The sequence below is a fragment of the Paenibacillus xylanexedens genome (assembly GCF_017874615.1).
GTDB lineage: Bacteria > Bacillota > Bacilli > Paenibacillales > Paenibacillaceae > Paenibacillus > Paenibacillus xylanexedens.
Genome location: NZ_JAGIKV010000005.1, coordinates 34,539 through 60,398 on the forward strand (window position 1 = coordinate 34,539; position 25,860 = coordinate 60,398).

The following is a 25,860-nucleotide window of genomic DNA, read 5'->3' on the forward strand; positions in this document are numbered from 1 at the left end:
GCGTGTCTCTGATTCGTTACATTTTCAGATCTGGCGATTTACGTGAAATAAGACTTACTCGGTTCGTTAGAAAAAGATTATATGAAAAAAAATTGTACAGGCATATCCTAAAAGGAGGCACCACCCATGAATCGACCGGATTGGTTCCAGGCGGAAGAAGCATTACAACAGATCCAAGTCATCGGAAGCGACCGGAATGAGCTCGTAAACATCATCGGCGATGTAGAAGGATTAAATTGCATTGGCACAGGTACAGACGCGGCTGTATTTACGTATGACGGCTTGCCGCAGTATGCCTTCAAGATGTACTCGGATCATGCCTTGGACAAACTCGAAAATGAAAAACAGGTATACGAGCAGCTCAAAGGTCTGCCATACTTCCCTACCTATTACGGCAGCGGCCGGAATGTACTCGTGATCAGTTTTGAACCCGGGGATACACTGCTGGAATGTTTGGAAAAGGGAATCCCCGTCCCCGAGCAGGTGATGCTCGATGTGGACGCAGCGCGAGAAGCCGTTCGCAGCCGCGGGCTGAACCCTCGCGACATTCATCTGAAAAATGTAATTCTTCAGGATGGACGCGGGAAAGTGATTGACGTATCCGAGTATATTCAGGACGGCAATGACAATCGCTGGGAACATCTGGTTTGGGCTTATCACAACATCTATCCACGGATCAAAGGAACGCCCATATCTCCACGCATGCTGCAAACGATCAAATGGGGATACAATCAGTTCGATCATGCCAACGTCAAAATGGACGACCTCGCCAAGAAAGCCAATCGTCTGTTCTCCAGGTTTATGAAATGAGCACGTTGTACACATAGATGATTGTCTTGTTATTATTCAATCAAAACAACCCGGATGAATGCCTTGAATCGGCCTTTATCCGGGTTATTCTTTGTAGATGTGAGTATGAGTATGGTTATTAGTACGGCAATCACTGTCGTGTGTTCTGCTTCTGCTTCTGTTTCTGCTCACAGTTGTGATTGCGAGTTGCATATAGTTACAATCATCGTTATGGACATTTTATTCGTGACTACTGCTAAACTGGTCGTGCTCAACCTTCTTTTCTCCCCCGTCCCTGCGAGGGGGTCATGCCCTTGTACTGTTTGTATAACTTCGTAAAATAATTGGCGTTGTCGCAGCCGACTCTGGCGGCAATCTCCGTAATGGTCAGACTACTGCCTTGCAGCAGTTGCTCTGCCTCACTCATCCTGCACCCGTTTACGTATTCCACAAAGGTGCGTCCGGTCAGCTTTTTAAACATTTTGCAGAAGTGATACGCATTCAATCCCACATGACTTGCCGCTTCCGTAACAGACATCTTACCTGTGGGGTCCGCTTCAATCTGTGCAATTAACTGTTTGAAACGTTCGCGGTTTGGAAAATACGATCCGACCGATTTTTCCGGTAGCTGCTGCGGCATAAAGGTTCGCGCAAGCAGGGTGAACAAGGCATGCAGTTTGGACTTCACCACGAGCTGATAAGCCGGGGGCTGTAACGCCATTTCCTCCACAGCTTCATTCAGCAAAGAATAATAGCCTGTGCAGGTTGTGTTTTCCTCTGCCGGTTTGACCGGAAATCTCACTCTTCCTTCCAGATACGGCGCGACATATTGCTCATGCACAGGATCATGAGTGAAATCATGGAACAGTGCACGGTTGACCACAACGGAATCATAATGCACATCCCCCTCATCCAGAGCATATCCGACATGCAATGTACCTCCAGGAATGATGATGACCTCACCTGCTCCAACCACATAAGGTTTGCTATCAATATGAAACAGCGCACTGCCCTTGCGCATGATAATCAGCTCAAAATGTTCATGCCAATGCAAATACAAAATGCATTCTTCAGCTTTCATATCTGAACACCGATTTTGGAACAGCTGAAATGGATGTGATTTATGGTCAATTCGGGTATTTTCGTGAAGCGCTTTCAGATCCAGCACGACTTCTTCCCCCTCTACACAAGATCCGACTATTATTACACAAGATTGTTTAGAGCCATCCCTTTAATCCACGGCTATAATGAGTGTGTCACGAAGTACTATAAGCCAATATTGGAGTGAAATACAACCATGAATAAATCATTACGCATCGGTACCCTTGTAGGCGGGCAGGACGCCGTCCGCGTTATCCCGCAGATCATGCAACACGGCTTTGAATCATTTAACCTGACCTTCTGGCAAACGACTGGTGATCTGGACCTGGCAGAGACAGCCAAACGTGTCCGTGAAATCGTGGACGAACAAGGTATTGTCATCTCCGCGGTGAGTGTATTTGGTAATCCGCTAACGGGAGCCGGAGACAACGCCGATACATTGGCGAGCTGGGAGCGAGTGATCGATCATGCACAACTCTTTGGTGCAGATATCGTCTCCGGGTTCACTGGAAGATTGACCGATCAACCCATTAACGAGTCCATCCCCCGGTTCAAGGAAGTATTTGGTGAACTGGCACGTCGGGCAGCAGACCGGGGTGTACGCATTGCTTTTGAAAACTGTGATATGGGTGGCACCTGGCAGACAGGCGACTGGAACATTGCCCATAACCCGACGGCTTGGGAGATGATGTTCGATGCTGTTCCGGATGAAAATGTCGGGCTGGAATGGGAGCCTTGCCATCAAATGTCCAGCCTGATCGATCCTATTCCACAGCTACGCAAATGGGCTCATAAAGTCTTCCACGTACATGGCAAAGATGCCACGATTGCTTGGGATATTGTCAAGGAATATGGCGTGCACGGCCCACGTGAATTTGTCTGGCACCGCACACCCGGCTTCGGGGATAACAACTGGGCAGACATTATCACCATTCTGCGTCAGAACGGTTATCAGGGCACGATTGATATTGAAGGCTGGCATGATCCCGTCTACAAAGACGAACTTGAAATGACCGGACAGGTGCATGCATTGCGATATTTGAAACAATGCCGTGGTGGCGATTTTGTGCCCAATCCGGTATAGGAAACCATGCGAGCTGTATAACACAATCCACATGCGAAGGAGATGAGAACATGACTCATCCTTATCGGGTAATTATTGCTGGCTGCGGTGCTATGGCAAACACATGGGCGGACTATGCCTTGCAAAGGCCAGATACAGAAATCGTGGGACTGGTCGATCTGTATGAACAGACAGCCCTTGCTTTTGCTACAAGACATGGCCTCACCTGCCCCACGTTCACCGATATCCGTGAAGCCATTCAAACGACTGGTCCAAATATCGTATTTGATGTCACGATTCCGGCGAGTCACTACGGCATTGCCATGACAGCGCTGAAGGAAGGATGTCACGTATTTGGCGAGAAACCACTGGCAGAGTCCTTCTCAGACTGCACAGATATTGTGCAAACCGCTCGCAGCACAGGACACATTCAAGCCGTCATGCAGAATCGCCGTTTTGATCCGCGTATCCGCGCCTACCAGCACCTCATTTCCGGCGGAGCTATAGGGCAGGTAGGTTACGCAGGAGCCGACTTTTTCATCGGGCCACACTTCGGCGGATTCCGTGATCTGATGGATAGTCCGCTGCTGCTCGATATGGCGATACATACGTTTGATCAGGCACGGTATATTCTCGGAGCCAACCCAGTATCGGTGTACTGCCATGAGTTCAACCCTCCAGGTTCCTGGTATCAGGGCAATGCGATGGCGTTATGTATATTTGAGATGTCTGACGGGTCCGTATTCAACTATCGCGGATCCTGGTGCGCAGAAGGTGTACCCACATCATGGGAAGCAAGCTGGCGAGTAATCGGTGAAAAAGGTACCGCCATCTGGGATGGTCATGATGACATCTATGCTGAAGTAGTTACTGCGCAAAGCCTGGATGCTGACGGCAAACCATCCTTTTTCCAGCCAAGTGAGCGGATTGAAGCGGAACTGCCTGTCATGGACAAAACAGGACATCACGGTTGTCTCGAAGACATGTTCGCCGCACTGGAATCAGGACGACTGCCTGAGACCGATTGCAGCGATAACCAGTTCAGTATGGCCATGGTCCTCGCTTCCCTGGAAAGCGCCCGCACAGGCCAGAAAGTGTTCATCGCCGATCTACTGAAAAACACATAGCGAAGCGCCTGTGTTTTTCTTATTAAACAAAGCCCAACTGCAAAGTTTAGCAGTTTGGGCTTTCTTGTTTTTTTTGCCTACTTCCCTCTCCTATACAAGGTACAAAAAAGTTTCTGACAAACACGAAGTAGTGTAGGGGACGAAATCGATTCTGAAGAAGCAAAGCGTTCGCCTTTATCACCGGATTTCGACTTTACAAAAGTCGATCAGGAAATCCGGGGATAACAGCGATCAAAAGAACGATTCGTAACCGGAACGGCTGCTTCACGAGCAGTAAGAACTCTTTTTTTATAATGTATCTTTTATAGAATTCCTTTTTTCATTGCCTTATACACCAACTGCGAGAACAGGCTGTTGGACCAGGCAAACCATGGTCTGGTGAACGTGTTGGGATCATCGGCGTGGAAGCCTTCATGCATATATCCAGTACCCGCATCTGTGTTCTCCAGTAATTCAATCATCGCCAGTATTTCCTCGTCATTGTCTGCGGTCAGACCCTGCATGGATAGCGCCATGTGCCAGATGTATCCCGGAGGAGTATGGGGGCTGCCAATACCTTTGGCTACCTTCCCTTCATAATAGAACGGATTTTCCTTACTCAGAATAAATCGACGTGTGTTCTGATACACCTTGTCTTCAATTGAAGCATACTCCATATACGGTATGGACATCAGTCCAGGTGTGCCCGCATCATCCATCAGACAAAAGTTGCCGTAACCGTCCGTCTCATAGGCATAAATCTGCCCATACTCTGGATGACGGTAAGTACCGTACAAGGAAATGCCATGTCGTATTTCTTCTTCCAAACGAGCCATCCGGCTTACCAGTTGTTCATCCCTGAACACCCACTTCGCGATTTCCCCCATTTGGCGCAAGGTTACCGCAGCAAACATGTTCGCCGGAATATTATAATTAAAATCACAGGCATCATCACTCGGACGAAATCCGGACCAGATCATCCCCGTATAATTCACCGGCATGCCCAATCCTTCATTACGCAGCGTATCATGGGCTGGACAATTACGGCGCATGAACCGGTAAGATGAACGTTCTGCATGATGCTGTTCTATCTCCCACAGGTGTACGATACTCTCCATCACTTTCTTGAAGCGCTCATCGAATATATCCGTAAGTTCCGTCTCCCGCCAATATGTATAAGCTAGCTTCATGGAGAAACAAAGAGAATCCAGCTCAAACTTCCGTTCCCACACCCAAGGTGACATCTCCGTCTCATCATTGGCATCCCAATGCCATCCATTCGCTGTTTCATTGAACGCATTGGCATAGATATCCATATCAGCGTAGAACGTATGACGTTTGATCAGCCCTCCGATGATACGCTGCAACTTCTCGTCATCCTTCGCAAGTGGAACATAATGCATGACTTGCTCTACGGAATCTCTTAACCACATGGCGGGAATATCTCCTGTAATCACAAAGGTTGTCCCATCCTCCAGTAGCTTCGTGGTCGTTTCCAGCGTATTCGGAAAACAATTGCGAAACTGATTCAGCAATCTCGGTCGATGTTGCAAACGCTCGTCCGCCTCAGTCAGAATATCCTGCACAGCTTGCGGTAATTCCAGTTGCGGCATAGGGATTTTCGGTAATCTGAACTGTTCCATGGATGTCGTCTCCTTATAACTATATTGTTATTTTTGTTATGATAATTTATAATAACATTATTATTTGTAAGTGTACTGTGTCAGAAGATGATCGTCAAATGAAGGAGTAATGATATGTCACGCAAAGTATCCATTCAGACGCTGGCTGACCAGCTCGGATTATCCAAATATGCCGTCTCCCGCGCACTCAGTGGCAAGACGGGTGTCAGTGAAGCAACACGCGCACGGGTTCTGGAACTCGCTCGGGCACTGGGGTATCGCCAAAGTACTCCAGGTACTAGCAATAGTTCTGCTACTGCAAACCATGCAGATCCGTCCGATCCACCGTTTGTTCTCATTTGCATGAATCAGCTCAACCGCGGTGAACCCCACTACTGGCAACGTGTTCTGTCAGGCATGATCTCCGCCTGTAATGAGCGTGGTTGGCATCATGCCATTGTATCTCCCTCACTCGGAGTGACGGACGAGAACACCTCTCCCGAAAAAGCTATTGCTCCTCACTTGGACTGGGAACGTTGTGCCGGGATTATTGTCATGGGGGCTTTCCCGCATACGGTTCTACAACGACTCTCTCAGACGGGTCGGCCTATTATTTTGGTAGATCATCAGGAGCCCCTGCTGAATTGTGATACAATCAGCCATGATAATCTGGAAGCTGGCATCACCGTGGCTAGATATCTAATGTCTATGAATTGCCGAAGGATCGGCCTCATCACAGATGATGGTCGTGCTGCGAGCTTCGCCCAGCGGAAGATCGGGATTGAGTTGGCCCTGAACCATTTCCATGTGGACACCAGTCATACGACCAGCTTCAGAGAATGGAATATTCCGTATGAGAACGAGGAATGGGTTAACCAGTTGGCTACCACCATTCAAAACATGCCAGATGACAAACGTCCCGATGCCTGGATTGGTGTTAATGATGATATTGCTTTGCAATGGATGCACAAATTACAGGAGATGGGTATCTCCACGCCTAAAGATTGCCTTGTCATCGGTATCGACAATGTACACTCTGCGGTTACGTCCTCCCCGCCCCTGACCACAGTTAATCTGTGTAAAGAGGAACTTGGACAGCGTGCCGTTGAAGCTTTACAACGCCGGATCGAACGCCCGGGGACGCCGAAGGAAACCGTTATGTTATCGACCACGTTGATTCCAAGGGAATCGGCATAATTCGGAAAAGGTAACCGCTCTTTTCTGAAGATGAATTCTTTAGGTACTTGCTGTCCCCGTAAGTCTAGTGCAAACGAAAGAGGCCCCGCATATTATGCAGGGCCTTTTTCGTATATTAGGCTTATATCCTTATATTCCTGTACATTCACACTTAAATCTACTGATTCATCCACCCATCCTTATATCATCCATTCGAAGCTTCATTTACTTCATGTCTTGAATTGTACTACTGGTTATTTCAGCCAAGGCAGGCTATCGTACGACGGAAGATCCACTTCCCAATTCACATCGCGATACTCACGATGAACAACCGATCGTTTCAAGGTGAATTTTGTACCTTTTTCTTCGTTAAAACCACGAATTTTTAATTGCAGATCATCTTCAACGTATTCACCGTTATTATTAGGTTGATCCGGATAACCGTTCACTTCAACAGGATACTCTTTTCCATCCGAATCTACTGCAACCCAGCGATCACCCATGAAAGCATTTCGGAACGTCCCACTCCCCTTCAGAACTAGTGAATACCCTTCCTTTACATCAATCTTCGGAGGATCATACGATTCCATCAGTGGCTCGTACTCAAAATCATAAAACAATATTTCATCTCCAAGCTGTTCAAAATGTACAAAAGTATAAAAATTAACGTCCTTACGCATCCTCTTCAGATCAACTTCCACTGATTTCTCTTCCTTCACCGGGAGGGTGTAACCATCCAAAACAAAGCGAATGTTCTTCGCATCTACCGTAACAAATGCAGGGTCCCATGTCTCCGACAACTTCAACGGCCCACCATTTCTTAAGTCACTCAGATCTTGGAGTCGAAACTTGGCTTGACGCGAATCTGGTCTTATCCCATTGAAAATTCGGTATTCATTTGTTTCAGGGATTTCAAGATGATAGATGATGCTCATATAGTTCGCCCAATCCTCATTAACTTTGGCACGAAGTTCATCATCCAGACTCACATTCAGGTCAAGCCGGGTTCCGTTTGGCGTGCGTACAAGCTGTGTCATATCAAGCTTTAGTCCTTCTGGCGTCGTATATGTGTTATCCATAGAATTTTCAACAGCCAATGATTTGGCTTTGGTCATATCGATATTGAATTGGAAGCTCCAATCCACCGTAACATCTCTATCTTCGTAGGATTTCTTCTCGTAATCATAATATCTGCCCACATTTAGATTACGCAGTTCACCCCGCACGACCACCTGATCCGGAATTTCATCATGAAACTGGAATAACAATCGTTCAGTTACGGAACCCTTAGTTCTGGTATCTCTTGCAAGAGTGGCAATCTGTCGTCCCTCTTCATCCGTAACATGAATTCTCCCCATCGCAGACAGTGACCGTGATAACCCTAATCCATCAGGTGTTGTTTGTTGCATGGTCATTACCATATGAGATCGGTCTACAAGCACGTCTTCAATTTTAAGCGTGTAGCCCTGGTCATTGATATTGATATCCGGATTAAACACAAGTCCGAGAGGTTTAAGACGTTTGTAATCATCCGCAAAATAGGAATATTTCAATTCTTCAGGCACAGGGATGTTCTGTAGTGGCGGGCGATCCACAGCACTCACTGAGGGGTAGGGCGGCTCTGCTGTTCGGTCAAAAGCCAACCAGGCCCCTCCCGCAAGGATCAAAACTGCCGCTGCGGCGATTCCAGTCCGGCGCATCCAAAACGTTCTCATGGATTTTTTCGCGAATGGATACTGATCTTCTCCATTTTCCATGGACACCCCATCCAGCTTCTGCATGACCTTAAGCGTAAAATCCGCATCCGGCTCCTCACGGTATAGGTGCTCCTCCCACAACCGATCCTCATCCTTTGAAATAGGCTTCATACGTAGCTAAACCTCCTTTGCGTTCCATTTGCTTCCTCAGCGTTTTTTTCCCGCGATAAAGGGCGTTGCGCACTTTGGTTGAACTCATGCCTGTAATGTCTGCAATCTCTTCATAGCTCAACTCGTTTGTGTACTTCAGTAATAACACCAGGCGATACGATTCAGGTAACTGTTCGAGTTGGCGATATATTTCACGTTGCATCTCTTTATGTAGCACACGCTTTTCCGGTGTTTCATTACTGACAGGTTCGATCCCCTGATCGACCGGAGACATGACGGGTTTCTTTTCCCGTATAAAATCCCTCATCCGATTCACCGCAATGGTGTACACCCACGACGAGAAACTGCTTCCCTCCCGCCGCGACGGGAGATAACGATAGATGCGAATGAACGTATCCTGAGCGAGATCCTGTGCATCCGGATGACTCGCGCCCATTCCGCGCATGATGCCGTAGACTTTATTTTTATATCGATCCACAAGCACGGAGAACAACTGCTTATCCCCTGCAACAATGCGCTGAATAAGCTCCTCCTCCGGTATCTGTTGAGTCATGTAATCCCCCTTCTCTACAGCTTCCATGCATGGTTCTGTACTATATAGACGGAAGCCGTTCCCGAAACCTCTCACTTTATCCAAAAAAAAGAATTCGCCCTTTTCGGCGAAGCCGATTGGGTGAACTCTGCTTACCAACATTCTGTAATTGCCGCTGCACATTCTCTACAGGTTTGGTGGTGAACTTTATGGCAACCCGAATCACACATTCCGTGGTAGCCTCTTCCTGCTATCTTTCTCTCCTGTCTTACTTGCCTCTTAATCTTCCCTGTTCTTCTCCGCAACAAAATCAGCAAGCTGGGAATAGATCGCCACAATCTCATCCATCGACATGCGAACGAGTCCACTGGACGATGGAGCGACGAACTCCTGAATTTCCTTGACGACCGGGTCGTCCTGGAATCCCCATTGTACTTTGGCACGTTTGCTGTACTGGGTGTATACACCTTTTCCGACAAAACAAGCGATGTCCGGTCGGTATTTCTCCAGCTTTTGGCGTAAAATCTGTCGTCCTTCAGCGTACTCTTCCTTCGTAATATCCTCCATACCTCTGGTGGGACGGGCCACAATATTCGTGAATCCATATCCCAGCTTCAGCAACTCTCCATCCTCCTGTGCATCATATAAACGCGGGGTTAATCCCGACCGTTCAAGAATGCGCCAGAACCGGTTTCCTTTGTAAGCATAATGATGACCTGTCTCTCCAGACGTAATGCTCGGATTGAAACCAATAAACAATATCGATAAACCAACATCCAGATGATCTGGAATCATGATGCAACACCTCCTGATGTTTTTTAGCCAATTCACACGTTCGGTTGTGTATAAAATGATATAATAAGCAAAGCATTTTCGAAATCGGATTGAAATTTTCATGAAAAAGGAAGCTGAACTAATGATTGCAGACATCATGCTTGAAGTCGTCCTGCCCGTCTTTCTCCTGATTGCCGTCGGGTCCTGGATGCAAAAGGTGTTCAAGTTGGACTTGTACACGCTCGCCAAAATCAATTTCTATTGTATTACCCCCGCAGCCGTCTTTATGAGCATGTATCACTCGGATATGTCGGGCGAACTGCTCGGGACCGTGACACTCTTTTACGGGATATATGTATTGATTCTCTATATTGTAGGTTCTGTATTTGCGCGCTCGCTTCGGATGAATAAAGGCATGAAGGCTGCCTTCAACAACAGTATTATGCTGGATAACGCAGGCAACTATGGACTGCCTATCAATGCACTGGTATTCCGCGGCGATCCACTCGCCTCTTCCATTCAGGCACTGGTCATGTCTTTGCAGGCATTACTGACATTTACCTATGGCGTGTTGTCCATCCAGGGCGCGAAGCTCAAAGGTAATTACCGTGCGGTGATTATTGGATTTCTTAAAATGCCTGTTCCATATGCGCTCTTGCTGGGGATTCTGTTACACATGTGGAAGGTTCCCTTGCCTACGTTCCTGTCCATGCCGCTGACCTATGCGCAGCAAAGTATGGTTGCCGTGGCGCTTCTGACACTCGGGGCACAGATTGTAAAATATCCAATTCAACTGTACCGTCTTGATGTGTATATTAGCACATTTTTGCGTCTTCTGATTGGCCCGGCTATCGGAATTTCAATTGTGCTTCTGCTTGGGTTGGAAGGTATCGCTGCACAGGCACTTATTATCGCTTCCGGTATGCCGACGGGTGTCAACTCATCCATTCTCGCAGAAGAATACGATAACGAACCCGATTTTGCAGCCCAGACGGTGCTGATCTCAACGTTGCTTAATATCATCACAATTACGGCACTGATCTCTTATGCCAAAACGTTCTGAAATGAAAAATAAGTCCATGACCCATGAGCAGGGTTGTGGACTTATTTTTGCGGTGCTGAAATTATGATTCAAACGTCGTTCGTTCCGGGAACTTGCCGCCTTCCCTGAATAAACATCGTGCCAGTCGCTGCGCAGCTCGGTTAAAGAAAAAACTCGGGCTTACCCCATCCACCTGGACAGGTTCCAGTTCCTTCACACTTTCCTTGATCTTATTCATCTCAATGAGACCCATCTTTCGCTCATTCGGTCCGAATCGATAAATAACCTTCTCATCGTCCTCCGTCTGTTTCACCAGCAGAATCATGGATGCCATACAGGTTACCCCCTATCGTTACGTTATGAGATTCCATTAATCACTTGCCTACTATAATTATTACCCAGATTCTAAGGGAAGGATATAGGACTTAAGTTAGTTATACCTAAATTAAATATCCTGATATAAAGATTCTCTGAAATGAGTCGTTAGGCTCACAAACACCGTGTTTACACTATCCCAATGGATAGTCACTGTCATGAAAGTGCGTACTGCCCAAGTCGTTTTTCTCCGTTTATACTTGCCCTAACCTTATCTTGAATTCCAAAGGAGAGAAACTTATGACTACAGCTCAAATATATAGCCACGGGGTCCCGTGGGAAGAGGCATTAGGTTCAAAAAAAGGACAAAGCGGAGGTTCATTCTGCTTTGTCCTTTTTGCGTTTTTCTGTCATTGAGGCTTTTTTAAGCAAATTATGGGCAAGGCAAAGCCACCCGACCTCCAGGCTTACTTTTTGTAAGCCGCGAAGCAGGAATCTTCGGAATCCCCGGTTGTTCTTGATTTGCCCAAACACGCTTTCTGGCTCCGTCATGCGCCGGACCGAAAGGGTGTATCCTTCCTCGCTACGCAGTCGTTCCCGCATCTCGTTTTTTTGCCGCATATAGGTCAGGCTGATCGCGATCTCCCGATTACCTTTGGCTTTGGTGCAGGTTGCTTTCAGAGGACATGCACTACAATCTTCACTTCGATAATGGCGGGTACGTATCGAGTAACCACTTTCCGTGACCGTCTCGCTTTCATACCGAAAACGTAACGTCTTCCCAGCCGCACAAGTCCATGTATCTTCCGTTTCGTTGTAGCTCCAGTTGTCCACTTTGCCAATCGCTTGCTGAAAGGCCCTCGTTTTCTCCTTGTGGTACGTCCCGTATTTGACGATCGCCTGAATGTTTTGCTCTTCGAAATAGCTGTAATTTTCTTCGCTTCCATATCCTGCATCGGCAATGACGGTCTTCGGTCTTTTGCCGAGCGTTTCTTCTACATGATCGAGATGAGGCTTCAGACATTTCGTGTCTGTGGGTCGCTGGTGCACCGTGTAACCCAAAATAAATTGGTTTTCCGTTCCAATCTGCACATTGTATCCTGGCTTCAATTGACCATTTCGCATATGATCTTCTTTCATTCGCATGAACGTGGCGTCCGGATCGGTTTTGCTATAGCTATTGCGCTCCCCTGCGGTTTGGATCTGGTGCTCATACTTTTGTAGCCGCGGCAGCAAATCTTTGCGTAACTGTCGCACGGCTTTCTTTACGATTTTGTTTTTCGGTTTTTCTTGTAAAGATTTCTCCAGTTGCTGAACGGCTTTTTCCAGCTTTTCTGCCGTGAGTGCGGAAGCTTCCCCGAGCTCAGGGAGGTCTGTACCCGCGTGGAGTGCATCTTCTTCACTTTCGGCCGCTTCGATGGCTTGGAACAGGGTATGTACTTTGTCTTGCAGCTTGGCCTGGTATTTGACGACAGCCTTTTTCCAGACGAAGGTGTACCGATTCGCATTGGCTTCAAGCTTGGTTCCATCCAAAAAGTAGTGATCCAAGGACACGTATTGCTCCTGAACCAGCAACTCCAGCACATGGGTAAACACGGTTTCCAGCACTTCTTTCATCCGCTCCGAACGGAAACGGTTGATGGTACGGAAATCCGGTTGTTGCCGCCCGGCGAGCCACATGAACATGATATTTTCGCGAACGGCCTTGGCGATTTGCCGGGAAGAATAGATGCGTTGAGTGTAGGCGTAGATGATGATTTTGGTGAGCATTTTGGGATGATAACTATGGCGTCCGCCGCCAGGGTAAGCGGCGTCGAAAATGGAATCGCTTAGGCGGTTTACTGCGTCATTCACCACACGAACGAAGTGATTTTCGGGGATATCTGTCTCCAAATCCATTGGCAAGAAAAGTTGATCCATGGTATATTGAATGTACAAAGAAACCGTCTCCTTTCAAATGGTGGGTCGCACTTCCATTTTACCAAGGAACGGTTTCTTTTTGTTTTACAATTTGGAAAACAAGACTGTCCCTAGCCATTTTTATGACTTATGGGACAGCCCCTTCTTTATGAATTCTTATTCTTATTATTTGACTTTCACCGTCAGCGTATTACCAGATGAAGTGAGGGATGCCCCAAGCCCTTCTACCAAAACTCTGAGGGGAATGTACGTCGTTCCCTTAATTTCTTTGGGTGCTGCCTGTAGGGTGACTTCTTTCCCGTTCACCTTCACCTTTTTACTGCCCAAGGTAAAGATTAGCTTGTACTTGTCTTTTGTAACGGTAATGGTTTGAGTCTTACTATCCCAAGACGTTTTGGCTTGCATTACTTTGGCCATCTCACGTAGTGGTACGAGATTCGTGTTATTCATTACAATAGGAGATTCAGTGAAAATAACCTTAGAACCATTCACCTTCACCTGAACAGCAGACTTGATATATTCTGGTTTAGGAGTAGCTTTCTTTTGGGTTGCAGTTGAAGACTTGTTACTTTTCTTGGTACTTCCTGAACTGGATGAACTTGAAGAGGAAGATTTGGAATTCGAAGAAGAACCTCCGTTGTGATAATGATATTCCCCTTGTTTCAGCCCCCATTTTGCACAGTTGGTACGACAGGTGTGCCCTCCACTCGAATCTGTTCTTCCTGGGTGAGCAGACGCCACGGTAGCAAAAATCATGAAAATGGCAAGTAAACTGCTTATTACTTTGATACGCATACGGATAACCTCCAGCAATTAGTTTGGCCAGAGTATCATACCATAATAACCCATACAATATAGGTTAATAACATAATTTATTTTCATATAACAGTTCACAAACGCGGGTCTACTCGCTCTGACTCCAGCGAAAGCGTCGCCAGCACACAACTTTCTTCCTCTTATTCCCCTTCGCCCCACACCTCTTGCAATGCAAAACGGAAAATCCGGTCCAATTCTTCAAATTGAATAATCTGCTCATTCTCCATCTGTCCCGCCAGTCTGTCAAAATGCTCGATCTTCTCCGCCAAAAAAGCGTGTATTGCTGGCAACTGCGGCTCCAGATCCAGTTCCTCGCCCGCCTTTTTCCGGCGTAGTAACTCATGAATCTCCGTATATAGCGGTGTAGTCGCAGGTACAAGTTCTTGCACCAACTCTTCAAATGCCATCGGTGGCATTGCATCATAACGTTCGATCCAGCCACAAGCGAGCAATGGACGAAGAACATAGAAATACTTTTTAATCCTCACTCGTTCCCCTTGTAAATAATCCCGGAAGTTGCCCTTTGCCATGTTCAGATAATGATACATGCAGGACTTGGGCGAGAAGGTTAACGGCGACAATGCACGAATATGCTGTGCAACGTTATACTGTTCATCATACTGAATGGGGGATTGCAGCCACTCCAGCAGTGGTGGATTGGATTTGCGAAACAGCTTCAACGCCTTGCGCAGATCCCAACCATTGATATCGAGCTGGTCACTGATCGGGCGTTCAATAACATCCCTTTTCTCCTCAATCGACAAGTACCATTCCAGCGGTCTTACATACAGAAAACGCACATCATAATCACTATCCTGTGAAGGAAACCCCCACGCCCGACTGCCAGATTCACAGGCATAAATGATCCGTACCTGCTCCTCCTGTTCAATCTGCTTCAGCTGTTGTCTGATCGTATCTTTCATTTCTTCATGAACATAGGTCATGTCCGTCGCCTCCAATTTCCCCAAATTAAATATCCATCGCTCTCACCCGGTTCGCGAGTGTATCATATCCTGCCACAGTCTCGGCAATATACGTCAGTACCGTTTCACTCCACCCGTAGATGTAAAAGGTTTTGCCATCCCGTGGCGGTACCATGGCCTGCTGATAAGGTGCTATATCCACAATAAATGCCTTCAACTCCGGATTCATCATCCGGCGATATCGCTCAAGCTCGGCATATAAAGGGCTGCCTTCATTCTGCTGTTCATCGGTGATCATAATGATCTGATCCACTTTCTCTCCGATATCCCGAAGTTCCCGCACTGGTCGACCCGTGTCTGTTCCACCTTGTGCGCGAATACGGTGAGCTTGGGAAAGAATGCTCTCATCCATCTTGGGACGAGCATCCTCAACCATATGGTCGAATAACCAGAACAGGGCGTTACCTCGTGTTTGTTTATAAAGCGCCAGTGCCAGCACCGAACCAATCCGCAAATAATCCCCTTGCATGGAACCGGAACGATCCAGAAAAATAGCCGTTCTTCCCGGCAGCGTTGGCAAGTTGTCAATGGAGAGCTCCACCGCTTGCCGCAAAGCATCCCGCAACTCTTCCCTCGCAATCGTTTCATATGCACTGGCGAATCGGAAAGGCAATATGCGCGACTTACGCAGGGCTTCTGCATCCGTTAGACGACCTGTTACGTAATCGATATTTTTCGATTTTTCAAAAACACCTGCCCGATCCATTGCATTCAGGTGACGCAACAATGCAAAGGTCGGCATCTGTGACATTAACGCCTCCCACACCGTACGTGTCGGTTGCATGATCGAGGTGACCACCGAATACGGGAGTTTACCTTTCTCGATCAGATGCATCCGACTTGCCGGGTTTGGGGTAGCTTTCAGCTTTTCCAGCGCCTGCAACTGCGGAAGTTCCGTAAGATCCACCTCATGCCCGCGCAAATAACGGAATAAGGCTTGCTGCTTCAGATCTATCGGCTTGGGATGTGCTGTAGCGATCATATCACCCAGACTGTATCCACGCCCACGCCCGTTGTATTTGATCGCCCAATATTCAGTAATGCCGTTCAAAAATTGACTCACCTGACGCTTCACCGCTCGACCACCCTGTCCCCGACCTGTTCCTCTTAGAATCGTCAGAAAATCGGCCAAGTCAGCCGGTGTCTGTACGACCTTGGAGAACACCTTTGCAAACTGATCCGCGTCCACTTCGGACAGCAGTGCCAGCCCGTATAGAGGCTGTAACCGCATCAAACCTTCATTACGAGCATAGACCAGCGCCCGCGCCATAAACCCTGCATCGACCTCAGCCATCTCCTGATGACTAACCATTGCATCGTCCATCAGTTGCTGTGTGTCTGCATAGAACGTATTGTTCAATGTATTGGTCATCAACATCTGTATATATTGTTCCTCCACCAATCGCTCATAGGAACCGTAGCCCCCATGATTACGTGTCGTTGGCTGAGGTTGATTGAATAATTGTTTCGCTCTGCTCATCACTCATGACCTCCTGGTGTGAGTCTATTTGCTGTTCTTTCATAATAAAATGTTCCGAGGAAAAAGGTGGGAAGGTATAATACCCGCTCTACCGCTGAGCTACACCGCCATGTACGGCGGCGATTGGATTCGAACCAACGACCTGGTCGATTAACAGTCGAAGTAACCCTCCCTGGCGCCTCGGAACCTTGATCCGCAGAGTTTATTGCTGCCCCGCTTCACAACCTCATTATGCCTCACACATCTACACGCGAACATGGTAAAAGTATGACGACCTTCATAACTTTAAAATGAAACCTGCCACTCATCCTGCTACAATGAAGGGATAACAAGGAGTGAATGTTCATGGCAAGAGAGAGTTTTGACAAAGAAATTCAGTTCTTACGCATGTTATCCCTAACAAGCGGTGCGTATAACCGTAAACAGTATGCCGAGCGGCTTGGCATATCCGTACATACCTTTGATAAAACCAATCGCAGATTAAAAGAAATCATGCAGACCGTCGCTGACCAGCGGTCAGGTGCCGAAGAAAGCCGGGAAATGGCAGATCTCGTCCGCTTCCAATACGGGGAGTCGGCAGAGCCTATGCTGCTCTTCCTCTTCCGCGCCAAGTCGATGAAAGAGACTGAAGTTCAGCGGCTTTCTGTCCTTTTGCATACCTTACAACATAAAACTTTGACCGCGATGGAACTGCTGGATGCCTGCTGTGCTGATCTGCCGGAGGATCTGGCGTTACCTGACGAGAAAACCATTCGCTCTGATCTGAAGTATCTGGAAGAGGTTGGGGTTATTCGAAAAGAGCCAGGTGGCAGGCCATATCAATATGCTTTACAACAGGACGTCCTTACCGAATTAACAGTGGAGGAACAGCTGGAGTTGTATGATTTTGTGGATATGATGGCGAATACCCAGGTTCCTTCCGTTCAGGGATATTTATTGCGGGACAGTTTAAAAAAAGCCATTACGGCAAGTTTCCCGCAAGAAGAAGCTACCGAGCCCTATATCTATAAGTATCACTATTATTCTCGTATCCTGGACGAAGCTCATCTCTACACGCTGCTTAGTGCGATTCGTCAGCGCAAACGTGTGCAGTTCCTATACTATTCACCGAAAAAACCATCCAGCTACAGTTCACAGAATACGAATCCACGTTTTGAACGGGAAGCAGGCGGACGATCCAACCGGATCGTGCCCCTTGAAGTGATTTATGACCATCAGTATGGTCGTTGGTATGTAATTGGATATCAGGGCCGTCGTGGCTTTGTGAAATTCCGGATGGAAGGCATAACCCAACTGGAAGAACAGGATTCAGTAGAAGAGGAATACATGATCGAGTTGAAGCAGCAGTGGACCGACATTAGTCGCTACAGTTGGCTCGTCGATACGGGGAATACCGTGACGGTTCAATCACGCTTTTTCCACCCGGAGCGTGGTCAGCGCAACTTCATTCTGGATCGGGTTCGTCTGCAAGGTCAATGGGGCAAAATCATCCCCGAAACGGATCATACGTTTCTCTACGAAATCCAGGTCAACGGTACCACCGAGATCAAACCGTGGTTACGGAGTTTTGGCTCAAGCTGCGAGATAATTGCACCTCAGAGACTACGCCAGGAGATGATCAAGGAATGGAAGGAGATTGCGGAATATTATGAACCTGTTCGAGAAGATGTTCAATTACCAGATGATGACGCGATTGAATGAAACCGGACTGTTCACCTGGACCTCACAGGAACGAGCCTGGCTTCGCATGATGCTGAATCACCCTGCTGCAAGAGAAGCGTTGAGCCCTGTAACGTTGGATAAAATGCACAACATGCTGAATAGTGAGCAGGACCTGAACCTTCAGGATTACCTGACCGAAAAAGCCAAAAGTGAAGAAAACAGTGTCTCTCATCCACTTCTTAGACAATTACGGCTAATCATTCTGCATCATCAGGGATTTCGCATGACAGGTCGCGTCCGCAATGGACGCACGAGCCATGATGAATTTGGTTTCCCGTACAAACTGGAGTATTCCATGGTCAAAAAAGAATGGTACGTGCTCTGGTATGCGCCTCGCTTCGACAAACTCATGTCAACCAAGCTGCACAGCATCGTTACCGTGGAAGCCGAACCGGTTGAACCGGATACCGCTTCGGGTTACACTGCCCGAATTGCTGCGATAACAGAGAAGCGCAAAACGACCATCACTATCGAAGTACTGCCCGAGTTCAATCAGGAGCTGTCCCGAATCCTCTACGCCTTCTCCTGCTTCGAGAAACAAGTAGAGTATCTTGAAGCCGAGCAGACATATCGGATCGAGCTGACCGTTCCGCGCAATGAGATGGATTACGTCTTATCTAAAATGCGTTTTCTCGGCAAACGGGTTCGAATTGCTGATCACACAGTGCTGCGGGAGCGAATGTCCGAAACAGCTGGGAAGGCATTGGCCCGTTATGCGGAAAAAGATCCTGATATGCATTCCGGACGCGCAAATGAAGTTCAGCACCGCCAACGTGAGGAAGGCTCTCTTGCAAAAGCCGATGGCCAATGATTTTGTAAGATTGGGTTAACCATAACTATTGCTCAAAAGCCAAATCCAATATATCCATATACGAAAAAAGGTCTGGATCATCTCATCCAAACCTTTTTTTGCGATACTTGCTTGCTCATAAAAATGTCATAAACTTATCAGCGGAAGTAACTCTATTCGTTCCACTTACGTCGCTCCACCACTGCTAGCTGCCGAGTTCCGTCTTTTGTTAATCGCGTGCACGCCCATGACCACTGCAATTAATTCATACGTGTCCAGTTGTTCCGACTGGTTATCTAATACAAATGCCCCTGAACTAAACCAGCCGCTGGTGCGACGGAAACTGGCCACGATGCGGCCACCACTGCCACTTATATCATATTCCTGCGAAAATGCTGGGGCAGACACATCATATGTACCTCGTGATCCTGCGTCATATTCATACTTTTTACTAAAAAAACTAAATCTGGCCCGAAGCACACCCAGATGTCTCCCATCTGCTGCAGTGATATCCCAACGATTCGTTAACATGCGAAATTTACCGCTGCAGACCAATCCACTGTTATCCGATACATCGAGCGAAGAACCAAAGACACTTTTCAAATCCAGATGCCCTGCCTGTTCCTGATTTGGATTCATAATCTCGGTGTAACCTGCGTTAAAAAAGTTATCCCTGAAGTATAATTCCATAACGCTTCCTCCTTTCGCTTACATATCCTTTTGTTTTCTTTAAACTAATCTCGCATCGAGCACACAATATATCTATATATACGTATAATTAATGGTAATGGATTCAAAAAGTGGATTATTATTGAATGTAAAAAACGAGCAACCCTGGTTGCTCGCATCACCTTCAAGTTATCCTGTCATCAGACTTCGACTTTTTTGTTGTTCAGGTAAATGGTAGCCCATACCAGGATGACCGCCACAATGACTTCAAAAACAATGCTTCCCCACATGCCGTCCGACCATAATACGCCATTGGCTGTGATTGCAATACCTGTACTTTCTTCCGTATACCGGAACAGCTCATTTGGACTGAAGCGTCCTGTCGTAATGATATTTTCCAACCAGCCAAGCAGATTAACGAGGACAAAGAATGCAACGATTCCAATCCATGGCCCCGTTCTCCAACGGAAGCTGCCTGCAATCGAGATCGAAAGGAAGATAATGACGGTCATGAATACCATAACCCATGCGCTAAACAGCAACAAACTAATATAATCCGAAACATGCAGACCCGAAAGATCAATATTGCTAGCCATGTTCATTCTGAGCTTCATTGAAATATAGATGTAGGCATGAGTCGCGAATATAATGACTAACCCCAACCCGCAAAGAGCTCCAAAGATCAAAGGAGACAACACATGTGACAGGCCCGTTACGGGTAACAGACGGCGATTATAAGAGCGGATATTGGACGTGTATGTTTTGATCATTTTCACATAAATAGCCACACCTACTCCAACATAACCCATAATACCAATTACAACCCCTGTGACCTCAGACATGAAAAGGGAAAGCCCCACTTGCGCGATAATCAAAATAACTAGCCCCGCCAACAGTGTATTCCAGTTCCTTCTAAAGTCATACTTCAATAATGTTATCATTCCGCATAGACCTCCTTGAACATCTCATCCACACTTTTCCCATATTTCAGACGGAGCGTTTCCACTTCTTCCCGCATCACCAGCTCGCCCTCGCGAATAAAGACAACTTCATCAAAAATCCGTTCGATATCATTCACAAGATGCGTTGAGATGATGAGACTGCTGTCTTCATCATAGAACTTGACGATCGCATCCAGAATCTTGCCTCGTGCAACCGGATCCACTCCGCCAATCGGTTCATCCAGCAGATACAGACGAGCCTTACGAGAAAGTGCCAGTGTTAGTTGTAGTCGTTCATTCATCCCTTTCGACAGATGCCGTACCCGGTCACTCTCGACAAGGTTCATGAAGTCCAGCATCTCCCGTGCCTTCTCCTCATCAAAATCAACATAGAAATCGCGATAGTACGCAATCGCATCCCGGACTCTCATCCACTTTTCGGTTAATGGGCGATCCGGCATAAATGAAACCAGCGCCTTCGTCTCCAGCCCAACAGGCTTACCTGTAACTTGAATCGTTCCGCTGCTCGGATGCAACAAACCTGCAACCAGCTTCATGAGCGTACTTTTTCCACTACCGTTGCTACCCAGCAGACCTACGATTCGTCCTGGAGCAATATCCAATGTAATATTACTGAGCGCTTTCTTATTGCCATATGTCTTATTGATCTGGTTCAGTTCAAGGATGTTACTCATGCGTTGTTCCTCCCTTTCCTTCCGCAACGGCATCGGCTACGATGGATAAGATATCCTGCTCTTCGATCCCCAGTTCCTGCATTCCGGTCAGAAAGCGTTCCAGCAGTTCACCGGCCATCTCTTTTTTGATCGTCATAATCTTCCGCTCCTCACTGGTCACATATCTGCCCAAGCCCCGTTTGGTTTCGACCACTTCTTCCCGCTCAAGCTCCTGAAATGTCCGTTGTACTGTATTTGGATTGATCTGTAGTTCAGCCGCCAGTTCACGAACCGAAGGAATTTTGTCCCCTGCCTGAAGTGTCCCGGTTACAATCTGTCTCTTGATGTACTGCATGATCTGCAGATAGATTGGTAAATTGTTATCAAATTCCATAGTCACAAAGCTCTCGCTCCTCTCTGTACTGGTGTGTTAGTTACATAGTACACTAGTTAAATAGTGTTGTAAAGCCCATTTGTTAAAATATATATTCTCTCAATTGATGGGCCAGCTTCGACTATTGATATCCATACAAAAAAAGAGCAGATCGTGAAGATCTGCTCTGCATAACTTTATTAATCGTATTGTTATCTATTTTACACGATATCTAAAGGTACCTTACCTTTAGGCGCAGGGAATGCCTCATCCAAACGAGTGAGTTCCTCTGGTGTCAAAACGATATTCACTGCTGCTGCATTGTCTGCCACATGATTCAGCTGCACCGCCTTGGGAATCGCCAGCACATCTCCATCCCTGATCACCCAGGCTAATGCGATCTGCGAAGTCGTAACTCCTCGACCCTGTGCAATCTCCTGAATGACTGGATGCTCCAACAATTCAATTCGAAGTCTGCCACCCTGTGCCAGTGGACAATACGCCATTACAGGAACGCTCCGTTCCCGCATCCAGGGAAGCAGATCATGTTCAATACCACGCGAAGCTGCATGGTAGAGCACCTGATTCACCATGCACTGAGCACCCTCCGGCAGGCTCCATAACTCCTGCATATCCCTTGTATCCAGGTTTGATACACCCCAGCGAATGATTTTACCGGATTGCTTTAATTGCTCCAAAGCCTCAACCGTCTCTTCGAGCGGTACTCCTCCACGCCAGTGAAGCAAATACAGATCCAGACGATCTGTACCAAGACGCGTGAGACTACGCTCACAAGCGGTAATCATCTGTTTGTGATCCGCATGATGGGGATACACTTTGGATACGAGAAAAACTTCATCACGATAGCCCGCGATGGCCTTTCCCGTAACAACTTCTGCCCCGCCTTCTGCATACATCTCCGCCGTATCAATCACGGTCATTCCCAGTTCAATACCGGAACGCAGTGCGCGTACTTCTTCTTGCTGGCTGGATTGCTTCTCTCCCATGTTCCATGTGCCTTGTCCTATCGCAGGCAGGGCAGTTCCATCCGGAAGCAGAATCGTGCGTGTTTGATTACCATGCATCATCTATATTCCTCCATTCTGAAGACTCTATGGACATTCTGACCTCTCTAACGACGACTATACGAATCATAAATCATATTATCACTCACATGTCTCCAGTGGCTCATCATCATGATATACAATTGATCCAGCGGCACTGTGAGGCTACTTTGGGCAACGCTGATGGTTGCATCGACCATATTGCTGTTGACCGTCATCAATTTGCGTTTCATCCCGTTCTGGCGATCCAGAAAGGCTTTCTCGTCCCGCAACTTGACCCCGATCATTTTCTGTCCCATTAATTCATACATAAAAATATTCTCAACGTCTCTCCAGGCCACGGCTCCTCCTGCGGTATAAGAAGATGCATCCACAAACCCATCCTCATCGATTACAAAAGAAGGTTCCTTCTTAATCATCTTTACCAGACTGTAGCAGAAACATAGCCCGAAAAACAAAATGGAAAGGAAACCAATCACACCCGAAAGGATGGAATCATTCGTAACTGAAGAACGATCAAAAATCAAAAAAAATCCGGCTGCCACAAAAAGTGCTGCCCCTGCCGTGAGCAACGCCATTCGTTTCCGGTTTGGATATTCCACATGCTGCTCATAGGATGTGCTCAACGTGACGTTCCTCCTCCATTGCGACTGAATCATACAAGTTCTATATAAACGAATGGCTATGAACCAATTACCTGAATGTAGAACAGGAATTGCATTGTACATTAAACCAAATTAACCAATGTTAAACATTGAATTAAGACCATTTTTCGTCATTTCTGCGCTTATTCAACATTAGGATTCGTCATCCTTCGAGCAAATCCTTTAACACACCTATATGAATTGAACAAAGAATATTTACATGGGTCACTCCGATGACAGAACAACCTTCCGATCGCTGTTATAAAACTCCCCTTCCATCCTTAGTCATATTGTCCTGTCACTAGCTTTCCGTTAATATAAATGGAAAGGTTAGGAAATTAACCGATTCTAATTCATGGTGGGAGGACAAACAATGATGAGTCAGCGCGGCATAACATCGGAAGATCTTTATCAGATTACATGGGTTAATGATCCAACTCCGTCCCCTCAAGGTGGACAACTGGTATATGTAAGCCGGAAAACGAATGAAGCACGTGACGGTTATTGTTCTCACCTGAGACTGCTGCATCTGGGGAGTCAGAAGGACAGGCCCTTTACCTCTGGTGAGAAGGATCATTCCCCTGCCTGGTCGCCCGATGGGTCTCAGCTTGCCTTTTTAAGAGAGGTTGATGGGAAATCCCAAGTGTGGATTATCGCATCAGATGGCGGAGAAGCACAGCAAATCAGTCACCTGAAACATGGCGTCAGTTCTCTGCTCTGGTCACCGGATGGTCATACCATACTTGCGAAATCATCCGTGGATATGAGCGGAAATGAAGAATCAGAACATACAGATCCTATAGACGATAAACCCAAACTGCTGCAAGAACATGTCGTAGACCGGATTCGCATGAAGTCAGATGCCAGTGGATTGTGGAACGGTCGACGTTCCCACCTTTTCGCTCTCGCACCGATCGATGCGGAAGCAATTCCTGTAACTACAGGTCATTATGACGTCGGAGACTACGCCTGGTCCCCGGACGGAACATCCATCGCTTGGATTGCGCAGATGCCTGAAGAAGGCGAGGACCATCATGATTACACCCTGACTAATCATGTGTACCTTGCCAAAGCAGACGGATCGGATGTGCAACAGTTGACCCCGGAAGGGTATACGTTCAGCCGAATGGCCTTTGCACCGGATGGACAATCCATTGCACTGCTCGCCAGTGACCGTTCCTATGGAAATGCCACGCTTGTGAAGTTGTACACCCTTCAGATATCAGGTGGTGAACTCGTATGTCTGAGCACGGATTGGGACGTACAGTTGAATCACAGCATTGTTGGCGACATGCGTTCACATCTGACAACCACGGGGCCAGTATTCAGCAGGGATGGTTCTTCAATCTTCTGTCTGGCGACCATCCATGGTAGTGTACGCATCGCCAAATTCGCTCGAGACGGCAGCAGCGCTAACTATATATGGCCTAACGAACGAGAGATTTATCAATTTGCCGAGTTGGAAAACGGGCAGATCGTTGCCGCTGTAGCCGATACACTAAATCCTGGTGATCTATATATATATGAACAACCAGAAGATCCTGAGGTAGAACCGATTCAGCTCACCCGCAGCAATCCACAGCTTGAGGATGAGATCCACCTTAGTACACCGGAAACCTTCTGGTTTAATTCCTCAGATGGCCTGCGGCTGCAAGGATGGATCATAAAACCTCATGGCATGGTTGACGGGGTCAAAATCCCGACCATTCTGGAGATTCATGGCGGCCCGCACATGATGTATGGTTTTACATTTATGCACGAGTTCCAAATTCTCGCCGCACAAGGCTACGCTGTTGTGTATATCAATCCACGCGGTGGCCTCGGATACGGGCAGCAGTTTGTAGACGCCTGTCGCGGAGATTATGGCGGTGGCGATTATCGCGATCTCATGGAGAGTGTGGATTATGCCCTGTCCCAGTATGAGTTTATCGATGAATCACGATTGGGCGTAACCGGGGGCAGTTATGGTGGCTTCATGACCAACTGGATTGTTGGACACACGGACCGCTTTAAGGCCGCTGTTACCCAGCGTTCCATCTCCAATTGGCTATCCTTCTACGGTGTAAGTGACATTGGATATTTCTTCACGGAAGACCAGATTGGCGGTAACGCGTGGGATGACACGGAAAAGCTGTGGAAACATTCCCCACTCGCTTATGTGGGCAACGTGAGTACTCCCCTGCTCATTTTGCATGGCGAACAGGATCTGCGGTGTCCAATTGAACAAGCCGAGCAGTTGTTCATTGCATTAAAACGGCGCAAGCAGACCACAAGACTTGTTCGTTTCCCAGGGGCAAACCACGAGTTGTCCCGTGGAGGTCACCCTCACTTGAGGGTACGCCGTTTGGAGCATATTGCCGGATGGTTCAACGAGTACCTGTAACGGACTAATATTT

24 protein-coding genes and 1 tRNA gene are annotated in these 25,860 nt (G+C 47.2%); 8 read left to right on the forward strand and 17 right to left on the reverse strand.

Features of this window, described 5'->3' with window-relative positions; translation table 11 throughout:
• Positions 1-126 precede the first annotated feature (126 nt).
• Positions 127-810: a serine/threonine protein kinase gene (locus tag J2Z28_RS07940; protein WP_076329467.1), complete on the forward strand. Its 684-nt coding sequence runs from the start codon at positions 127-129 to the stop codon at positions 808-810.
• Between the two features lie 250 nt (positions 811-1,060).
• On the opposite strand, the gene J2Z28_RS07945 is transcribed toward J2Z28_RS07940, so the two are convergent.
• Positions 1,061-1,957 carry a helix-turn-helix transcriptional regulator gene (locus tag J2Z28_RS07945; protein ID WP_211081842.1) on the reverse strand — a complete coding sequence of 299 codons (897 nt, stop codon included), beginning with the start codon at positions 1,955-1,957 and terminating at the stop codon, positions 1,061-1,063.
• Positions 1,958-2,086: 129 nt separating this feature from the next.
• On the opposite strand from J2Z28_RS07945, the gene J2Z28_RS07950 reads away from it, so the two are divergent.
• Both J2Z28_RS07950 and J2Z28_RS07955 read left to right on the forward strand, forming a co-directional pair.
• On the forward strand, positions 2,087-2,974 hold the full coding sequence (locus tag J2Z28_RS07950) for a sugar phosphate isomerase/epimerase family protein (protein ID WP_076214488.1): 888 nt from the start codon (positions 2,087-2,089) through the stop codon (positions 2,972-2,974).
• Positions 2,975-3,024: 50 nt separating this feature from the next.
• Entirely contained in the window at positions 3,025-4,080 is a 1,056-nt protein-coding gene (locus tag J2Z28_RS07955; RefSeq protein ID WP_211081843.1) for a Gfo/Idh/MocA family protein, read from the forward strand.
• A gap of 302 nt (positions 4,081-4,382) precedes the next feature.
• Here the strand turns inward: J2Z28_RS07955 and J2Z28_RS07960 are convergent, their stop codons facing one another.
• Positions 4,383-5,702, reverse strand: a complete 1,320-nt coding sequence (locus tag J2Z28_RS07960) for a glycoside hydrolase family 125 protein (protein ID WP_211081844.1) — start codon at positions 5,700-5,702, stop codon at positions 4,383-4,385.
• A 114-nt stretch (positions 5,703-5,816) separates the two neighbouring features.
• Here J2Z28_RS07960 and J2Z28_RS07965 point away from each other — a divergent pair, with 114 nt between their 5' ends.
• Positions 5,817-6,878, forward strand: a complete 1,062-nt coding sequence (locus tag J2Z28_RS07965) for a LacI family DNA-binding transcriptional regulator (RefSeq protein WP_211081845.1) — start codon at positions 5,817-5,819, stop codon at positions 6,876-6,878.
• 233 nt (positions 6,879-7,111) lie between these two features.
• On the opposite strand, the gene J2Z28_RS07970 is transcribed toward J2Z28_RS07965, so the two are convergent.
• The 3 genes from J2Z28_RS07970 to J2Z28_RS07980 all read right to left on the reverse strand — a co-directional run bounded on the left by J2Z28_RS07970 (position 7,112) and on the right by J2Z28_RS07980 (position 10,052).
• Complete coding sequence (locus tag J2Z28_RS07970; RefSeq protein WP_211081846.1) at positions 7,112-8,725, reverse strand: hypothetical protein; 1,614 nt, start codon at positions 8,723-8,725, stop codon at positions 7,112-7,114.
• Positions 8,703-9,278, reverse strand: a complete 576-nt coding sequence (locus J2Z28_RS07975; protein WP_062832928.1) for an RNA polymerase sigma factor — start codon at positions 9,276-9,278, stop codon at positions 8,703-8,705. Before J2Z28_RS07975 ends, J2Z28_RS07970 begins: the two co-directional genes overlap by 23 nt.
• A 258-nt stretch (positions 9,279-9,536) precedes the next feature.
• Positions 9,537-10,052 (reverse strand): mismatch-specific DNA-glycosylase, encoded by a 516-nt coding sequence (locus J2Z28_RS07980; RefSeq protein WP_211081847.1) that lies wholly within the window; start codon positions 10,050-10,052, stop codon positions 9,537-9,539.
• Positions 10,053-10,173: 121 nt separating this feature from the next.
• On the opposite strand from J2Z28_RS07980, the gene J2Z28_RS07985 reads away from it, so the two are divergent.
• Positions 10,174-11,094, forward strand: coding sequence for an AEC family transporter (locus J2Z28_RS07985; protein WP_211082031.1), 921 nt, complete (start codon positions 10,174-10,176; stop codon positions 11,092-11,094).
• 61 nt (positions 11,095-11,155) lie between these two features.
• On the opposite strand, the gene J2Z28_RS07990 is transcribed toward J2Z28_RS07985, so the two are convergent.
• The 6 genes from J2Z28_RS07990 to J2Z28_RS08020 form a co-directional block, all read right to left on the reverse strand.
• Positions 11,156-11,407, reverse strand: a complete 252-nt coding sequence (locus J2Z28_RS07990) for an RNA-binding protein (RefSeq protein WP_211081848.1) — start codon at positions 11,405-11,407, stop codon at positions 11,156-11,158.
• Positions 11,408-11,766: 359 nt separating this feature from the next.
• Positions 11,767-13,326 carry an IS1182 family transposase gene (locus J2Z28_RS07995; RefSeq protein ID WP_211081849.1) on the reverse strand — a complete coding sequence of 520 codons (1,560 nt, stop codon included), beginning with the start codon at positions 13,324-13,326 and terminating at the stop codon, positions 11,767-11,769.
• A gap of 147 nt (positions 13,327-13,473) precedes the next feature.
• A complete protein-coding gene (locus J2Z28_RS08000) occupies positions 13,474-14,103 on the reverse strand; it encodes a copper amine oxidase N-terminal domain-containing protein (RefSeq protein WP_211081850.1) in 630 nt (209 codons plus the stop codon).
• 161 nt (positions 14,104-14,264) lie between these two features.
• Positions 14,265-15,068, reverse strand: coding sequence for a nucleotidyltransferase domain-containing protein (locus J2Z28_RS08010; RefSeq protein ID WP_211081851.1), 804 nt, complete (start codon positions 15,066-15,068; stop codon positions 14,265-14,267).
• Positions 15,069-15,093: 25 nt separating this feature from the next.
• The gene (locus tag J2Z28_RS08015) at positions 15,094-16,587 is read right to left on the reverse strand and encodes a TROVE domain-containing protein (RefSeq protein WP_211081852.1); all 1,494 of its coding nucleotides are present in this window, start codon (positions 16,585-16,587) and stop codon (positions 15,094-15,096) included.
• Between the two features lie 114 nt (positions 16,588-16,701).
• A tRNA-Asn gene (locus J2Z28_RS08020) sits at positions 16,702-16,800 on the reverse strand.
• 132 nt (positions 16,801-16,932) lie between these two features.
• Between J2Z28_RS08020 and J2Z28_RS08025 the strand changes: the two genes are divergently transcribed.
• On the forward strand, positions 16,933-18,288 hold the full coding sequence (locus J2Z28_RS08025) for a helix-turn-helix transcriptional regulator (RefSeq protein WP_211081853.1): 1,356 nt from the start codon (positions 16,933-16,935) through the stop codon (positions 18,286-18,288).
• The gene (locus tag J2Z28_RS08030; RefSeq protein ID WP_211081854.1) at positions 18,236-19,120 is read left to right on the forward strand and encodes a WYL domain-containing protein; all 885 of its coding nucleotides are present in this window, start codon (positions 18,236-18,238) and stop codon (positions 19,118-19,120) included. The genes J2Z28_RS08025 and J2Z28_RS08030 overlap by 53 nt, the downstream gene beginning before the upstream one ends.
• Before the next feature lie 165 nt (positions 19,121-19,285).
• Here J2Z28_RS08030 and J2Z28_RS08035 read toward each other — a convergent pair whose 3' ends face one another.
• From J2Z28_RS08035 to J2Z28_RS08060, 6 genes are all read right to left on the reverse strand, one after another.
• Positions 19,286-19,789, reverse strand: a complete 504-nt coding sequence (locus tag J2Z28_RS08035; RefSeq protein WP_091034173.1) for an LURP-one-related family protein — start codon at positions 19,787-19,789, stop codon at positions 19,286-19,288.
• A gap of 179 nt (positions 19,790-19,968) precedes the next feature.
• Positions 19,969-20,709 (reverse strand): hypothetical protein, encoded by a 741-nt coding sequence (locus tag J2Z28_RS08040; RefSeq protein WP_211081855.1) that lies wholly within the window; start codon positions 20,707-20,709, stop codon positions 19,969-19,971.
• Positions 20,706-21,404 carry an ABC transporter ATP-binding protein gene (locus tag J2Z28_RS08045; protein ID WP_074093792.1) on the reverse strand — a complete coding sequence of 233 codons (699 nt, stop codon included), beginning with the start codon at positions 21,402-21,404 and terminating at the stop codon, positions 20,706-20,708. The genes J2Z28_RS08040 and J2Z28_RS08045 overlap by 4 nt, the downstream gene beginning before the upstream one ends.
• The gene (locus J2Z28_RS08050) at positions 21,397-21,783 is read right to left on the reverse strand and encodes a GntR family transcriptional regulator (RefSeq protein WP_026081254.1); all 387 of its coding nucleotides are present in this window, start codon (positions 21,781-21,783) and stop codon (positions 21,397-21,399) included. Before J2Z28_RS08050 ends, J2Z28_RS08045 begins: the two co-directional genes overlap by 8 nt.
• 194 nt (positions 21,784-21,977) lie before the next feature.
• Positions 21,978-22,841, reverse strand: a complete 864-nt coding sequence (locus tag J2Z28_RS08055; RefSeq protein ID WP_415841480.1) for an aldo/keto reductase — start codon at positions 22,839-22,841, stop codon at positions 21,978-21,980.
• A 47-nt stretch (positions 22,842-22,888) separates the two neighbouring features.
• Positions 22,889-23,446: an STM3941 family protein gene (locus tag J2Z28_RS08060; RefSeq protein WP_211081857.1), complete on the reverse strand. Its 558-nt coding sequence runs from the start codon at positions 23,444-23,446 to the stop codon at positions 22,889-22,891.
• 391 nt (positions 23,447-23,837) lie between these two features.
• Between J2Z28_RS08060 and J2Z28_RS08065 the strand changes: the two genes are divergently transcribed.
• Positions 23,838-25,847 carry a S9 family peptidase gene (locus J2Z28_RS08065; RefSeq protein ID WP_211081858.1) on the forward strand — a complete coding sequence of 670 codons (2,010 nt, stop codon included), beginning with the start codon at positions 23,838-23,840 and terminating at the stop codon, positions 25,845-25,847.
• Positions 25,848-25,860 lie beyond the last annotated feature (13 nt).

Coding starts and splice junctions, on each gene's coding strand:
- J2Z28_RS08065 (WP_211081858.1), top strand. CDS start 23,838: ATGATGAGTCAGCGCGGCATAACATCGGAAGATCTTTATCAGATTACA.
- J2Z28_RS07975 (WP_062832928.1), bottom strand. CDS start 9,278: ATGACTCAACAGATACCGGAGGAGGAGCTTATTCAGCGCATTGTTGCA.
- J2Z28_RS08010 (WP_211081851.1), bottom strand. CDS start 15,068: ATGACCTATGTTCATGAAGAAATGAAAGATACGATCAGACAACAGCTG.
- J2Z28_RS08055 (WP_415841480.1), bottom strand. CDS start 22,841: ATGCATGGTAATCAAACACGCACGATTCTGCTTCCGGATGGAACTGCC.
- J2Z28_RS07980 (WP_211081847.1), bottom strand. CDS start 10,052: ATGATTCCAGATCATCTGGATGTTGGTTTATCGATATTGTTTATTGGT.
- J2Z28_RS08035 (WP_091034173.1), bottom strand. CDS start 19,789: ATGGAATTATACTTCAGGGATAACTTTTTTAACGCAGGTTACACCGAG.
- J2Z28_RS08015 (WP_211081852.1), bottom strand. CDS start 16,587: ATGAGCAGAGCGAAACAATTATTCAATCAACCTCAGCCAACGACACGT.
- J2Z28_RS08025 (WP_211081853.1), top strand. CDS start 16,933: ATGGCAAGAGAGAGTTTTGACAAAGAAATTCAGTTCTTACGCATGTTA.
- J2Z28_RS08045 (WP_074093792.1), bottom strand. CDS start 21,404: ATGAGTAACATCCTTGAACTGAACCAGATCAATAAGACATATGGCAAT.
- J2Z28_RS07985 (WP_211082031.1), top strand. CDS start 10,174: ATGATTGCAGACATCATGCTTGAAGTCGTCCTGCCCGTCTTTCTCCTG.
- J2Z28_RS07990 (WP_211081848.1), bottom strand. CDS start 11,407: ATGGCATCCATGATTCTGCTGGTGAAACAGACGGAGGACGATGAGAAG.
- J2Z28_RS07960 (WP_211081844.1), bottom strand. CDS start 5,702: ATGGAACAGTTCAGATTACCGAAAATCCCTATGCCGCAACTGGAATTA.
- J2Z28_RS08000 (WP_211081850.1), bottom strand. CDS start 14,103: ATGCGTATCAAAGTAATAAGCAGTTTACTTGCCATTTTCATGATTTTT.
- J2Z28_RS07940 (WP_076329467.1), top strand. CDS start 127: ATGAATCGACCGGATTGGTTCCAGGCGGAAGAAGCATTACAACAGATC.
- J2Z28_RS07965 (WP_211081845.1), top strand. CDS start 5,817: ATGTCACGCAAAGTATCCATTCAGACGCTGGCTGACCAGCTCGGATTA.
- J2Z28_RS08030 (WP_211081854.1), top strand. CDS start 18,236: ATGAACCTGTTCGAGAAGATGTTCAATTACCAGATGATGACGCGATTG.
- J2Z28_RS08040 (WP_211081855.1), bottom strand. CDS start 20,709: ATGATAACATTATTGAAGTATGACTTTAGAAGGAACTGGAATACACTG.
- J2Z28_RS07955 (WP_211081843.1), top strand. CDS start 3,025: ATGACTCATCCTTATCGGGTAATTATTGCTGGCTGCGGTGCTATGGCA.
- J2Z28_RS07970 (WP_211081846.1), bottom strand. CDS start 8,725: ATGAAGCCTATTTCAAAGGATGAGGATCGGTTGTGGGAGGAGCACCTA.
- J2Z28_RS07950 (WP_076214488.1), top strand. CDS start 2,087: ATGAATAAATCATTACGCATCGGTACCCTTGTAGGCGGGCAGGACGCC.